Below are 14226 nucleotides of genomic sequence, written 5' to 3'. Positions count from 1 at the left end.
AAACTGTAGTTTAAGCTATTCTAAATTTAGTTCCTTGGCAATATCGATCTGATCTTGTAGAACATAATCAATATGTTGTGTTTGTGTAAGAGGATTGAAAAGGACGCTACGCAACAGAACAATATTTTGTTTTGGATAAAGATATGTTTGTTTATTAGTTCGAGACACAAAAGTTCTTCCCTTTTCTTTTTGTGTCTTTTGTAACAAAATATTCGCTTGATTGATCATTTTATTGTCATTTTCATCTAACTGTTTGTTTCGGTATTGCAAAGGAATATAACGATACAGTAGAATATTCATCGGGGGTTGAAAAATCAGTTCAAATGCATCTGATGTTATAATTTTATCCACCATATATTGTGTATTTTTCATACTGTGTTTAAGAATACGCTCATAACCATCTTGACCCAAGAGTCTTAAAGCAGCATCTAGATATAAGCCATTAGCAACACGAGAACCTTCTATGGTAAATCGTCCAATGTCAATAGAGCTTTCTCGTACTGCATAAGGGGCACAGTGTATATTTTGACGAACCGACTCTGGTTGTTTAAAGAAAATCATTCCTGACCCTAGGGGTAACATTAGTTGTTTGTGTCCATCTAAAGTAACAGTATCCGCTTGTTCTATCCCTTTTAATAATTTATTTCTATGGGTAGAACTAAAAATAAAAGCTCCGCCCCAAGCACCGTCAACATGAAAATGGATATTTTCTTGTTTTGCAATGTTTGCTAAAGATGACAAGTCATCAACTGAACCGAAATCGGTTGTCCCTGCAACACCAATCAAAGCAATAATTTTTTTGTTTTCTAAATAACATTGTTTGATTAATTTATTCAATTCATTTAAATCGATTTGGTATTGTGAATTAGTAGAACATTTGATAAAACTCAATCCCAATAAATCAGCTGCTTTTTCAAAAGAATAATGTGACAATTCTGAACCAATAATAACTACATCACTAAATCCTTGACTTAACCAATATTTCAATCGGCTACCTGTACAGTTGGTCGAAGTATTTAGGGCAGTATAGATTGCTGTAATATTGGAAATTGTTCCACCACTGGTAAAAAAACCTAAACTAGTAGAATGATCTTGAATATATTTTTGGTAAAATACGTCGTTGAAATTATAGATTAAGTGATGTATTTTAGCCATCATCTCCTTCTCTTGAAAAGTTAAGCCTTTGCTTGTTTCTGTTTTGATTAGATTTTGGTTAAGAGCAACTACCAAGGGGGCGATTTGTACAATGAAATTTGGTAGACGTGATGTCATGTGACCAATAAATGTTGGTGATGCCAAATGTGTACTGTGAATTAAAATATCCTGACTCAATTTCTGAACATATTCTTCCAATTCTAATAAGTCATTTTTTATTGTACTCGATTTAAATAGGTTCTCTATTCTATTAAAATTAACTGGATCGTCTGCATCAGTATGTTGGTAAAATTCTCGAATCACTGTCATAATGATGTCTGAAATAGAGAAATCATTATTAAATGGGAGGTATTGGGTCATAAATAAAACATGTTTTTTTGATTATAAAAGCAGTATACTAAATTAAATTGTTTATAAAGACAAAAATTAATTAATGAAAATTATAATAATTGAATATTACTGATAAACAAATGACACTAAAGCTAAGATGATCAATAAGACTAATTCAAAACTATTACTTTCGGTTGGTATTGCTTCCATTGTGGTTGCATTAGTGCTCATTATTCTAAAAGCATTCACTGAATTTAAAACTGGATCAGTAAGCGTTTTAGCCGGCCTGATGGATTCTGTGGCCGATTTATTGTCCAGTGTTATTAATTTAATTGGTATTAGTATAGGGTTAAAACCTGCTGATAAAAACCATAATTATGGGCATGCGAAGGCAGAAGGTCTTAGCTCGTTTATTCAGGCAACATTTATATTAGGTTCTGCTATGTTAATAATTTTTAGTGCTGTAGGTCGACTATTGCATCCCTACCCTATTGAGCACACTCAAGTTGCTATTATGGTAATGATTATTACAATTTTAGTTACTGGTATACTAAGTCTTTTCCAGCATTATGCTATAAAAAGGACTAATTCTTTATCATTAGCGGCAGATACTTCACATTATATTAGTGATCTTTTATTAAATAGTAGCATTATACTGTCTTTATTATTAGTGCAATTGGGGTACTTCAGTATGGACGCAATTTTAGCTATAATTATAGGCCTGTGGATGATTTATCTCTCAGGTAAAATCATGAGAGGCGCTTTTACTATCTTGATGGATGAAACTCTTTCGGAGTCAGAAGTAATAAAAATTGAGCAGGCTATTTCACTCACCCCAGGTGTTAATGGATTTCATGATTTGATGACCAGATCTGATGGTAAGACACATTATATACATGTACATATAGAAGTTGATGAAAATCTAACTTTTAGGGCATCACATGACATTGCTACCAATGTAGTTGTAAATTTAAACAGATTATTTGATAAACCAATTAAAGCTTTTATTCATACAGATCCAAGTTTAACAGAAGAAGTATCTTACTATAAATCCTTAGAGGTATATTAATATGAATCAAGTAAAAAAAACCAATGATGAATGGAAAGAAATATTGACCGATGATGTTTACCATATTACTCGAGAGGCGGGTACTGAGCCCCCTTATTCTGGTGAATATAATGAACATTTTAAAGAAGGAAATTATTATTGTTCTAATTGCCATTCTTTATTATTTACACATCAAACTAAATTTGAAAGTCATTGTGGTTGGCCTGCTTTTTTTGAAGAAGCAGAGCCTGATGCAACTTATAGAGTGGTTGATACTAGTCAAGGTAAAATTCGATCTGAAGTTAGGTGTTCTAGTTGTGATGCCCATTTAGGTCATGTGTTTCCTGATGGGCCAGCGCCTACTTATGAGCGTTATTGTATTAATTCTTTAGCTATGATTTTTGAAGCTAATAATGAATAAAAAGGTAAATATAATGAGCTATTTATATCATAATCCTAAATGTAGTAAGTCTAGAGCTGCTGTTCAATTTTTAACTGAAGAAAATATTGAATTTGAAACTATTTTATATTTAGAAACAGGGCTTTCTGAATCTGAAATAAGAAATTTATTAAAATATTTGAATTTAGAGCCAGTAGATATTATCCGTACTGGGGAAGGAATTTGGAAAACAGAATATCAAGGAAAAGTATTGAGTAATACAGCTGTCATTGAAGCACTGATAAGGCGTCCTGAATTATTAGAGCGTCCTATATATGTGAAAAATGAACAAGCTGTTATTGCCAGGCCACTAGAAAAACTACAAGAATTTATCGAAAGTAGTCATTGATATATCTAGCTATTATTTTTTTTTAGATTTTAATAAGGAAATTTATGATACCTGATATTATTATTGCCAGAAAAATAAAAAATCAGGCTTTACAAGCAATTCAAGATTTAGCTGGAATATTTGATATCCAAGACATTGCCTATTTTAAGGAATATGAAATTATTCGAGAAGGAATTTGTAAGGCTATTGGAGAAATTGATACTTCTTTATTGTTAACTATTTATCAAAAATATCCTGAATTAAGTGATTTGCAGGAAAAATAATGAGATAGAGCTTGTTCAAGAATGAGTAATAAATAATTTTTGAAGTTAAGTTATTTAAATTATAAGCCTGTACAACTTCACTCTTTAGAAATATTGTTAAGGTTACGGTTAAAAAATCAGTAAACAACCTTGAATCCTTTTGTACGGTAAGTACCATAGCGGCTGAATATATATTTTGTTGAGTAAAAATCTGATTAGTATTCAGTAATCAACTTTATACAACTAAAATTAGATGACATACGAAATTAATTTTGTATCAAGTGCGTTATTTTTGATAAGATAAAATCGGAAATCGAATAAAAATATAAAATTAAAAATATGGATATGTACAAAATAAGTAAAAATTTTTATGAAGATTTGATTACTATCAGCAATGGAATTAATTTACATCGTTCCTTTTCACCCATAAATACTATTGAGATAAAAATTATTTCCACTCCAATTGGCGATTATGTGTCCGGTATATTTAATGGAAAAGTTTGTTTATTGGATTTAATTCAAAATGGTAGAACTGAGCGTATCTTAGATAAAATCTCTACCTATTACCAAGCTAATCTATGTTTTAAGAGTAGTAGCCCAGTCTTAGATGAATTAAAAAATCAGTTAGACTCTTATTTTTCTAAAAAGCGAACTCAGTTTACAATTCCTACAGTCTTTTGTGGAACAAAATTTCAGATAAGTGTTTGGAACTCTTTAAAAACCATTCCTTATGGTGAGACTATTTCTTACAAGGAGCAAGCTATCCTCTTAGAGAAACCTAATGCAGTGAGAAGTATTGCTAATGCTAATAGTAGAAATCTGATTAGCATTTTGATTCCTTGTCATCGTGTGATAGGTAGTGATGGCTCTCTTACTGGTTATGCTGGAGGCTTGTCAATAAAGAAAGCTTTGCTTGAGTTGGAAAGAGGAACACTGTGGATGATAAAAAAATGCTTTATAGTAGACTAATTAATATTTTTATCTTTGACGGGAATAATTTTATTTAATTTATTATTTAATTTAAAGGTTATACATGTTTAAAAAAGTATATTCATTTTTTGTTTTTATCATTTATTTTATTAATAACCAGTTGTAGTCATAATGATAATGCTAAAAGTTTTACAACGAGTGACAGTCCTAAAATCACAAGCACATTATGGCAGGTATCTAAAGCAGGAGAACCAGTTTCTTATTTGCTAGGTTCCTTACATTTTGGCAAATTAGACGATGTATTATCCAATAAAATATTAGAAATAATACAGAAATCAGATTATATTTATGCAGAAGTTAAATTTCCTGATGATGTTGAAAATCCCACTGACTCAGATTTTATTGAATTCATGCAAAAGATGTATGACATGGACAGTCATCAAACATTAGAAGATAAGATAGGAACAGAAAGATTTAAAAAAATAAAGAAGATGTTTTTGGAATTAACTGAGAAAAAAAATAAGGGTAATAGCAGTCAGTTAAATTCTGAAAAGTTGAATTATATCCAACCTTGGATTTTACCTATTTATTTACCACAAGTTTTAGTTGAAAGAAATTTTTCAACAGAAAAGGGTGTTGACTATTTGGTGATGGCTGAAGCAAAACGTATGAATATTCCAATAGGTGGTTTAGAAAATCATATGTTTCGGTACTACATTCTTAAAGATAAGCCTATGGATCTTATATTAAATGATATTGATCAAATTTTATCTCAAGAAAAGATGGCAGAAATGAGTATGCGGTCTATGTATTTTCTCTACCATAGTGGTGATAGTAAGAGTCTCGAAGCAATTGGTATGTCGCTTACACCTGAAAAATCTATTTTTTCGGCGCTACATAGTAAAGAAACATTAGCATCTGCAAAATGGTTAAAAAAAGAAATGTTGGATAAACGCAATTTACATTGGATGCCAACAATTTTATCTCTCTTACCCAAACAGAAAAATTTTTTTGTAGTAGGGTTATTACATCTATATGGTTCAATAGGATTAATTCAACAACTTAGAGAACATGGCTATACAGTTACACCTATCTCATCAAATGATGATGAGTAAATATATTTAATTCTTATGTCAGTAGTATACATTGATTTATAAAAATCTTAACTGTATAATAAAACACAGTTAATTCTATTCGTATTAAAGGAACGTATTAAAGGAAAAGACTATGAATCATAAAAAAATTGTTGAGGACTATTTTAAAGCTAGTCAAGAAATGAATGCTGATGATATGGCAAAACAATTTGCCGAAGACATCGAAATTCAGAATATTGCACCTAACTTTACTCGTTACATATATGGTATCAATCAATTCAAACGTTCAACGAGTGATGAGGCATCAAAAATTGCAAAAGATATGTTAGCTATTTTTGATGATCCTAAGCAAAAAATTTCAAAGATTTCGGAAAAAGGCGATACTGTAGAGATCAGTATTTCTTTTGAAGGTGTTGTAAATAAGGATTTAGGTTCTCAAGCCCCTTATAAAAAGGGAGAGGTTGTTAAAAATGAATCTCGTTCAGTTTTTAAATTTAATGATGATCATAAGATTATTTTGATCCAAAACTATGTTGGGTAAATAGCTAAAAAAAAAGAGCTCGTAGGGCTCTTTTTTTTTAGCTATTAATACTCAATTATAATATAAGTCATGAATGATTCTAACATAAAAATCGATAATTATTTAAATTTGGATGAGGAACATAAATTCAAATGATTTGGGTTAATTTCTGCCACTCTTTTTCTAAACGTTTTAATGAAACTGGATAAGGTATTTTTAATTCTTGGGCAAATAGTGACACTCGAAGTTCTTCTATTTTCCATCTATATTGAACTAACTCCCGAGAAATAAAATGTTTTTCTTGTTTAGTTTTAGTGAATAATTCATAAAAACGCTCTTCTAGTTGCTCGATTTGTAATTGATTATCTTTATCTCGCGCTGGGTTGTTGCTGTATTTATCCAATCGTAATTGGATGGCTTTCAGATATACTGGTAATCTTGGCCAAATATTCCAAGGTGTGTTTATAATGAATCCTGGATAGATAATACGAGAAAGTTGTTCCTCAATTTTTTTAGTTAAAACATGTTTTCCTTGTTTTTGTTTTAATTCATTATAAGCGTTGGCAACATTTAATAAATATTCATGTATTGCTATTTTAATTTCAGGTAATCGTTGTTTTGCAATTCTTAATTGCTGATTAAAACTTTTTTCATCTTTAGGTAGTTCATCATCTCCAATAAATGCTCGTTCACAAATCGTATCAATAATTTCTTTTTTAAGTACTTCACTTAAGTATAAACCACGAAATAACAAAATGATTTGATTAAAGTCTGGTATATTTTTATTTAGATTCTTAACTTGCTCTTTTAACTGTAATTTCATTAATGCAATAACCCCTTGTTGATGTGCCTCCTCTGCAGCTTCTTTAGTATCAAATACTGTTAGGGAAATTCTTCCATTGTCTTGAATATTAAGACCTAAATACCCTATTAACAGTTGTCCATCATCTCTAGAAAACTTAATTTGAGATGGTATACTTCCGATATTCCAATGAGTTATATTTTGTTGATCAAGATATTGATTATTATTGTAATCTCTGAATGCATTTTGAGCTTGGATACCCAGTCTTTTTTGTAAAGTTAGTAAATCACGCCCCATTGCTAATTCTTTATTATTTTCATCAATTACTTGTATATTCATGTAGCAGTAATCAGGTAATTGATATTTCTGCCAATTTTCTAAAATTGTTTGTGTAAATAGGTTTATATTACCTGCTTTTTTACCAATAGCTTTAGCCAATTGGGGAATGATAGCTTGTGAATCATCTGGGTTAGTCATTAAAAAATTAGTGATAAATTCAGGAATAGGTACACATATTTTTCTAAGATTTTTAGGTAGGGCTTTAATGAGTAATTGTAATTTTTCCCGTATCATACCTGGAACAAGCCATTCCAAATGCTTGGCATTAATTTTGTTTAAAAATGCTAATGGTAGTTGTAATGTTACCCCATCCATAGGATGATTTAATTCAAACCGATAAATTAATGACAAACGTGTATTATCTATAATTAAATACTTTGGAAATTGTTCTTCTGTATCTAATTGTTTAGTATGGATTATGAGATCACTTAACTCAAAACTTAATACAGAGTTATGTGAATCTTTATCTTTATTTAACCAGTTTTTTAGACTCGTTAAATCAACGATATTTTTCGGTAATCTTTGATTATAAAAATCAAATAATACATCTTCTAATAATAAATTTTGCTTTCTTTCTTTATTTTCTAACTCTTCAACTTCGTTAAGTACTGTTTGATTGTTTATGTAAAAAGAATCTTTCAAGTCTAAATTACTTGATGTCAAACCATCCTTAATGAATATTTCTCGAGCAAGATTAGAATCTATTTTACTAAAACTAACTATTCGGCTAGGGATAATTGTTAATCCATATAATGATACTTTTTGGTTAGCTACAACCTCACCTCTTTTATTTGACCATCTAGGTTCAAAATAGTGGTATTTAATTAAATGGTTAGCTTCTTTTTCCACCCATTCTGGCTCTATCATGGCAACGTTTCGTGCATAAAGTTTTGAGGTCTCTATTAATTCAGAAGCCATAATCCATTTAGGTTTTTTCTTGTATAAATAAGAGGTTGGGAAAATGTAAAAATGATTACCTCTAACATTTATATAATCATTACTATCAATTGATTTCATTCCTATGTTGGTTAGTAAACCAGATAATAAAGCACAATGTATTTGTTCATAAGATATAAAATTCAACGGCACTTTTTGTTTTTTAGAAATACCATCTATTGCAATTTCTCTATTTTCTTTTATCCTGAAGCCCATTTCTTGGATGATTTGTTTTAACTGCTTAAATAAGTCTTTCCATTCTTTCATACGTAAATAAGAAAGAAAATTTTCCTTACATAATTGTAATAATTGTCTATTTGAATATTGTTGTTGGTATGTTTGAAAAAAATTCCATAGGTATATGAAACTTAAAAAATCCGAATTAGGGTGGGAAAATTTCTCATGTGCTTGTTTGGCAGCCTCTTTGGCTTCAAAAGGTCTTTCTCTTGGATCTTGTATTGATAAAGCCGAAACAATAATTAAGATTTCATAGACGCAATCATGTTGTTTTGCTGCTAGTAATATTCTAGAAAATTGTGGGTCTAACGGAATTTTAGCCATTTCTCGACCCAATGAAGTAAGTTCTTCTTTTTGGTTCATTGCCCCTAATTGATTTAATAATTGTATACCATTGTTAATTAACCTAGAATCAGGTAAATCAATCAGAGGAAATGAATTAATATTTCCCAATCGTAGGTAACTGATCATCAAAATAACATGAGCTAAATTAGAACGAAGAATTTCGGGATCAGTAAATTCATTTCGATTCAAGTAATCTTCTTCTGAGTATAATCTAATGCAAATTCCTTTACTAGTTCGACCACATCTACCCATGCGTTGTTTGGCTGCAGCTTGGGATATTTTTTCTATATTCAATTGTTCGACTTTTGCTCTAGGTGCATAACGTTTGACTCTTGCTTGGCCGCTATCAATAACGTATTTAATACCTGGTACTGTTAAAGACGTTTCTGCAATGTTGGTAGAGAGAATTATTCTTCTATCTGATTGTTTAGGATGAAATATTTTTTGTTGATCATTATTTGATAAGCGAGAAAAAAGAGGCAAGATTTCCATTTTGTTGAGATGGCTTTTCCTTAAAAAATCAGCACTTTCTCGAATTTCTCTTTCTCCTGGAAGAAAAACTAAAATATCACCCTTTTCAATTGCCCAAAGTTCATTAATTGCTTGTAATATTGCTTCAGGTAATGAAATATTAGCTTCATTTTCATCCTCAGATTGCAAAGGTCTATAACGTACTTCTATTGGATAAGTTCTTCCTGATACATGAATAATAGGTGCCTGATCGAAATGTTTACTGAACATATCAGCATTAATAGTAGCTGAAGTAATAATAATTTTTAGATCTTTTCTTTTTTTTATAATTTTTTTGAGATACCCTAATAAAAAATCAATATTCAAACTTCTTTCATGTGCTTCATCTATGATGATAGTATCATAAGCTTGTAAGTAACGACTACTTTGTATTTCTGAGAGCAACATACCATCGGTTATTAATTTAATATAGGTATCTTCACTGGTCTTATCCTGAAATCTAACTTTATAGCCTACTTCTTTGGAAACTTCAGACTTAAACTCTTCTGCAATTTTTGTGGCTATTGCTCTAGCTGCAATTCTCCGTGGTTGAGTATGACCTATCATACCTGCTATCCCTCGATCTAATTCCAAACATATTTTAGGAATTTGTGTGGTTTTACCAGAACCTGTCTCTCCACAAATAATGACAACTTGGTTATTCTGTATTGCTTTTTTTATTTCATCATGCTTTTCAATAATAGGAAGATTTTCATCGAAATGAACAGTTGGCTTTTTTTGTAATCTATTTAAATAGGCTTGATGTGATTTTTGATATTTTTGTTGAATATTTTTTAGACCACCAAACTTATTAGGATCTTTTTGAGCCTGTTGAAGGAAAAAAATATCTTTAGATAATACTTGATTCAAATCCATTAATCTGATTTTTTAAATTTAAACTCTTATTCTATAACAGAATTAGTTTTAATAAAATGACTAAAATATATGTCAATAATTTGAGATCGTATTAATATCATGGGTGGAGTTATCTGTTTTTTTTTTTTTACAGAAATTCGATAAATAAACATATTATATGAATAATTTTTGTTCAAGATATATGGAGAAATAAATTACATTAAAATATTTTTAGACGAAATACAATAAATAACCACTTGTCATCATAACAGGCAGAAAAAATACAAATATTTTTCTGCCTTTTTGTTCTTTATTCTAATTTTAATCAAATAATACTGATGTTATAATGTGCACTTTATTTTGTATTGTTGATATATGAAACTTTCTTTAATCCATAAACTTGATAACTTAAGTAACCGCTTAGAAGAAGTAACACGTCTTTTGGCAAGTGAAGACGTTACTAATAATTTAGATGAATATAGAAAGTTAACTAAAGAGCATTCAGAATTAATGCCTGTTATTAAATCTTATCAATCTTACAAAGAGGCTCAGGAAAATCTTTACGTGGCAAAGGAGATGCTTTCTGATCCCGAAATGAAAGAATTAGCCCAAGAAGAAATTGAATTAAATACAAAAGCTATTGAAAATTTAGAACATCAATTACAACTATTACTTTTACCTAAAGATGATGATGATCATAAAAATATTATTTTAGAGATTAGAGCTGGTACTGGAGGTCAAGAGGCTGCTTTGTTTGCTGGTGATCTATTTAGAATGTATTCGAAATATGCAGAAAATCGTAATTGGAAGGTTGAAATTATATCTGCAAATGAGTCAGAGCTTGGGGGCTATAAAGAGATTATTGTACAAATTCAGGGAGATAGGATTTATAAACAGCTCAAATTTGAATCAGGTGGGCATAGAGTACAAAGAATTCCTGAGACTGAAAGTCAAGGAAGAATTCATACTTCTTCTTGTACGGTGGCTATAATGCCTGAAGCAGATGAAATAGAAGAGGTTAATTTAAGCCCTAATGATTTAAAAATTGATACTTTCAGAGCAAGTGGTGCTGGTGGGCAACACATCAACAAAACAGATTCAGCTGTGCGCATCACTCATTTGCCAACAGGCTTAGTAGTGGAATGTCAGGATGGGAGATCACAACACAGCAATAAAGCACAAGCAATGAAAGTATTAGCTACCAGATTGTATGATCAGAAAAAAAATGCAGCTCAAGATAGAGAAGCGGCGGAAAGAAAAAGTTTGATTGGTAGTGGTGATAGAAGTGAAAGAATTAGAACATATAACTACCCTCAGGGTAGAGTAACTGACCATCGTATTAATCTGACTTTGTATAAATTAGAGAATATTATGGAAGGAAATTTAGATGAGATCATTCAACCACTTATTATGGAATATCAGGCAGAACAGCTTGAAAGGTTTTATCAATCAGAATAGATGACTAACAATCTTTTTAAAAGATCATATTCCTACTAATTTGTTGAAAACACACTATGTAATTGTGACTATTGCTTACATAGCCCCTTGTTGATGTTAACATCCTTCCTGTATTAAAGGACTGACTCTCAGTTAAATAATAATTACTTGATTTGGATACTGGTTATGGTAAGGAATATGATTCCTCGGTATTGTGTTAGTCAATACAGCATCAACTTTTTCCAGTCCAACATTAATACCCTCAGGGTAAGATCCTTGTTTGAACAGCATTGATATATCTGTACAAATATTTTGCCATATCTCGTTTGAAACTAATTTTGCAATACCTCTATCAGCGATAATTTCGATTTGTTTATCTGCAAATGAAACATAAATTAGTACCCCAGTGTTTAATTCTGTATCCCAACATTGGGTGAGACCAAACCATTCTAATGCCCTTTCTCGCGTATTTTTTTCTCTATATAAAGATTTCAGATCCCAACCCGATTCGATCACACATAAAATTTCAGCCATATGTTGTTTTTCAGACTGAGAAATCATATATTCAATTTTATTTAATTCTTTTTTAGGAAAACAATTAAGAACTTTATGCCTAGTGCTTAATAGATGTTTGATAATTCTTTTGAATTTATTTTGTTCCATAATTACCAGCTTCCAGAAGCTCCACCACCACTGAATCCACCGCCACCACCACTGAATCCACCATCACCACCTCCTCCGAAGCCCCCACTATGATATATTCCACGACCACTAGACGCTAGCCCACTATGATGATTATTGCCAATACCAAGTATATGGATTAAAATCGACATCAAACCAAAGTAGGTGATTAATACAGATATAACGATAATACTGATACCTATCCATTGTGAAATTGCAAAAATTTGTATCAGGCTAAATGAAAATCCAGCAGAGAGACATGAGGCAAAAACTTTACCAAAACTATTTCTCAAGAAGAACAAAATATATTGTAAGAATAGGAAAAATAAAACAAAAGAAGTAATATTACTATTATCAATTTTATTTGCTTCTGTATATTCAGGAAGTTTCTCTCCTAAAATTAGTTGTTGCAGTATTTGCGATGCTTTAAATAAACCAGAAAAGTAGTCTCTTTGTTGAAAGTGAGGCTTCATGGCCTGATTAATAATTTTTTTAGCAGTTATATCAGGAATTGCCCCTTCTAATCCACTACCAGGATAAATACCCATTTTAAGATCATTAAGTGCTATTATAATTAAGACACCATCATTGTACTCTTTTCTTCCGATTTTCCATTTCTCAAAAACCCGTGAACTGTAATCAAAAATATTTTCAGAACCTGTTGTGGGAATAATTAAGATAACAATTTGACTACCATTTCTTTTGTAAAAGTTGTATAGATTTTGATTTAAGGTGGATTTTTCTTCTGGTGTTAATAGATCAACAGTATCCACAACAGGATTATTTAATTCTGGGATTACTTGTAGCTCATTTGCAAAAATTGATGATGTTACCAACGTAAAAAAGGTTAATACCATCATCACAAATGAAATTTTTATTGTTTTAGCCATTTTTATTGAAAATATTTATAAAAATAGTATTTATTCAAAATTTACTTCAGGTGCTATTTGAATATTTTTTTCATTTTCTACCGAAAAATTTGGGATAGGCTGATATCCAAATAGTTTAGCTGTCATATTAACTGGAATTTGACGAATAGTTGTATTATAGGTTTGAACTGTTTGAATATACTGACGTCTTGCATGCGTAATTCTATTCTCCGTGCCCTCCAATTGTGTTTGTAGGTTGGAAAAAACCTCACTGGCTTTTAAATCAGGGTAGTTTTCCACAACCACATTTAAACGGTTTAGTGCACTTGTCAACTCCCCTTGTGCTTTAGTGAATTGTTGCATTTCTTGTTCTGTAGGTAATTGATGTGAGCTTAATTGAATATTATTCACCTTAGCTCTAGCATTAATCACCTCAGTTAAAACTTTTTCTTCATGATGAGCATACCCTTTAACGGTAGAAACCAATTGTGGTACAAGGTCTGCCCTTCGTTGATATTGGTTTAAAACTTCCGACCATCCAGCCTTAACAGCTTCATCTTCTTGTTGAATTTTGTTATAACCACACCCTGTTAGAATAAAAATCAGAGAAAAAAGAATCAAAAATTTTTTCATATATCACTCTTTAAATCAATTTAATTTAGTAAATTTATTTACCTCAGTTTAACTGTTAAATTCTAGCACAATATATAATTTATTCTCTAGAAAAAAATACCATTAATATTCTGTAATATAACGATATCGGTTAACCATTCTGATTTTGGTTTAATTTATTGCCTTTCCGTAAGATTCTATCCTTTGGAAAGGTAATATTGTTCACTTCAAATTGATAACTAAATATTCAGTTATTGTGCTATATTGTAAGTAGTAACAAATCTTGATAAAACTAAGAAATATTAAGGGTAAAATATGTACGGTTAGTTCGTGAAAGAATGAGTTAGTATGCCTTATAATACCGATTTTGGGCGCAGGGAAAATAATGTTGTATATGCTCTACAATAAATTTGATATTCATGTAAATGAACCGATGTTTGAGATATTTATGATACAGTTTAAAATAAATCCAACAGACATACCAGGTAAGTCACGA

Annotated in this window: 13 protein-coding genes; 8 read left to right on the top strand and 5 right to left on the bottom strand. The window is 30.6% G+C overall.

Annotated elements, in window-relative coordinates; all coding sequences use genetic code 11:
- Positions 1 to 15 precede the first annotated feature (15 nt).
- Positions 16 to 1515: an aminotransferase class V-fold PLP-dependent enzyme gene (locus tag GKC53_01075; GenBank protein QRN40758.1), complete on the bottom strand. Its 1500-nt coding sequence runs from the start codon at positions 1513 to 1515 to the stop codon at positions 16 to 18.
- 127 nt (positions 1516 to 1642) lie between these two features.
- Between GKC53_01075 and GKC53_01070 the strand changes: the two genes are divergently transcribed.
- The 7 genes from GKC53_01070 (at position 1643) to GKC53_01040 (ending at position 6128) form a co-directional block, all read left to right on the top strand.
- Positions 1643 to 2554 carry a cation diffusion facilitator family transporter gene (locus tag GKC53_01070; GenBank protein ID QRN40757.1) on the top strand — a complete coding sequence of 304 codons (912 nt, stop codon included), beginning with the start codon at positions 1643 to 1645 and terminating at the stop codon, positions 2552 to 2554.
- Position 2555: 1 nt separating this feature from the next.
- A complete protein-coding gene (gene msrB / locus GKC53_01065) occupies positions 2556 to 2954 on the top strand; it encodes a peptide-methionine (R)-S-oxide reductase MsrB (GenBank protein QRN40756.1) in 399 nt (132 codons plus the stop codon).
- The gene (locus GKC53_01060) at positions 2947 to 3321 is read left to right on the top strand and encodes an arsenate reductase (GenBank protein ID QRN40755.1); all 375 of its coding nucleotides are present in this window, start codon (positions 2947 to 2949) and stop codon (positions 3319 to 3321) included. Before msrB ends, GKC53_01060 begins: the two co-directional genes overlap by 8 nt.
- Positions 3322 to 3365: 44 nt before the next feature.
- Positions 3366 to 3584, top strand: a complete 219-nt coding sequence (locus GKC53_01055) for a hypothetical protein (protein QRN40754.1) — start codon at positions 3366 to 3368, stop codon at positions 3582 to 3584.
- 324 nt (positions 3585 to 3908) lie between these two features.
- Complete coding sequence (locus GKC53_01050) at positions 3909 to 4532, top strand: methylated-DNA--[protein]-cysteine S-methyltransferase (GenBank protein ID QRN40753.1); 624 nt, start codon at positions 3909 to 3911, stop codon at positions 4530 to 4532.
- A gap of 80 nt (positions 4533 to 4612) precedes the next feature.
- Positions 4613 to 5608: a hypothetical protein gene (locus tag GKC53_01045; GenBank protein QRN40752.1), complete on the top strand. Its 996-nt coding sequence runs from the start codon at positions 4613 to 4615 to the stop codon at positions 5606 to 5608.
- A 112-nt stretch (positions 5609 to 5720) separates the two neighbouring features.
- Positions 5721 to 6128: a hypothetical protein gene (locus tag GKC53_01040; GenBank protein QRN40751.1), complete on the top strand. Its 408-nt coding sequence runs from the start codon at positions 5721 to 5723 to the stop codon at positions 6126 to 6128.
- Between the two features lie 127 nt (positions 6129 to 6255).
- On the opposite strand, the gene hrpA is transcribed toward GKC53_01040, so the two are convergent.
- Complete coding sequence (hrpA, locus tag GKC53_01035; GenBank protein QRN40750.1) at positions 6256 to 10152, bottom strand: ATP-dependent RNA helicase HrpA; 3897 nt, start codon at positions 10150 to 10152, stop codon at positions 6256 to 6258.
- Positions 10153 to 10506: 354 nt separating this feature from the next.
- On the opposite strand from hrpA, the gene prfA reads away from it, so the two are divergent.
- Positions 10507 to 11589, top strand: coding sequence for a peptide chain release factor 1 (prfA, locus tag GKC53_01030; protein QRN40749.1), 1083 nt, complete (start codon positions 10507 to 10509; stop codon positions 11587 to 11589).
- A 132-nt stretch (positions 11590 to 11721) separates the two neighbouring features.
- Here the strand turns inward: prfA and GKC53_01025 are convergent, their stop codons facing one another.
- The 3 genes from GKC53_01025 to GKC53_01015 are packed head-to-tail and all read right to left on the bottom strand — an operon-like array spanning position 11722 to position 13751.
- Positions 11722 to 12231 (bottom strand): hypothetical protein, encoded by a 510-nt coding sequence (locus GKC53_01025; GenBank protein ID QRN40748.1) that lies wholly within the window; start codon positions 12229 to 12231, stop codon positions 11722 to 11724.
- A gap of 2 nt (positions 12232 to 12233) precedes the next feature.
- Positions 12234 to 13139, bottom strand: a complete 906-nt coding sequence (locus GKC53_01020) for a YgcG family protein (protein QRN40747.1) — start codon at positions 13137 to 13139, stop codon at positions 12234 to 12236.
- 30 nt (positions 13140 to 13169) lie between these two features.
- The gene (locus GKC53_01015) at positions 13170 to 13751 is read right to left on the bottom strand and encodes a LemA family protein (GenBank protein QRN40746.1); all 582 of its coding nucleotides are present in this window, start codon (positions 13749 to 13751) and stop codon (positions 13170 to 13172) included.
- Positions 13752 to 14226: the final 475 nt, after the last annotated feature.

Source organism: Neisseriaceae bacterium (assembly GCA_016864895.1).
Classification (GTDB): domain Bacteria; phylum Pseudomonadota; class Gammaproteobacteria; order Burkholderiales; family Neisseriaceae; genus QFNR01.
This window is presented reverse-complemented; position numbering and strand designations above follow the sequence as displayed.

Excerpts from the sequence above, each read along its gene's own strand:
- GKC53_01075 (QRN40758.1), bottom strand. The coding sequence starts at position 1,515 with ATGACCCAATACCTCCCATTTAATAATGATTTCTCTATTTCAGACATC.
- GKC53_01070 (QRN40757.1), top strand. The coding sequence starts at position 1,643 with ATGATCAATAAGACTAATTCAAAACTATTACTTTCGGTTGGTATTGCT.
- msrB (QRN40756.1), top strand. The coding sequence starts at position 2,556 with ATGAATCAAGTAAAAAAAACCAATGATGAATGGAAAGAAATATTGACC.
- GKC53_01060 (QRN40755.1), top strand. The coding sequence starts at position 2,947 with ATGAATAAAAAGGTAAATATAATGAGCTATTTATATCATAATCCTAAA.
- GKC53_01055 (QRN40754.1), top strand. The coding sequence starts at position 3,366 with ATGATACCTGATATTATTATTGCCAGAAAAATAAAAAATCAGGCTTTA.
- GKC53_01050 (QRN40753.1), top strand. The coding sequence starts at position 3,909 with ATGTACAAAATAAGTAAAAATTTTTATGAAGATTTGATTACTATCAGC.
- GKC53_01040 (QRN40751.1), top strand. The coding sequence starts at position 5,721 with ATGAATCATAAAAAAATTGTTGAGGACTATTTTAAAGCTAGTCAAGAA.
- hrpA (QRN40750.1), bottom strand. The coding sequence starts at position 10,152 with ATGGATTTGAATCAAGTATTATCTAAAGATATTTTTTTCCTTCAACAG.
- prfA (QRN40749.1), top strand. The coding sequence starts at position 10,507 with ATGAAACTTTCTTTAATCCATAAACTTGATAACTTAAGTAACCGCTTA.
- GKC53_01025 (QRN40748.1), bottom strand. The coding sequence starts at position 12,231 with ATGGAACAAAATAAATTCAAAAGAATTATCAAACATCTATTAAGCACT.
- GKC53_01020 (QRN40747.1), bottom strand. The coding sequence starts at position 13,139 with ATGGCTAAAACAATAAAAATTTCATTTGTGATGATGGTATTAACCTTT.
- GKC53_01015 (QRN40746.1), bottom strand. The coding sequence starts at position 13,751 with ATGAAAAAATTTTTGATTCTTTTTTCTCTGATTTTTATTCTAACAGGG.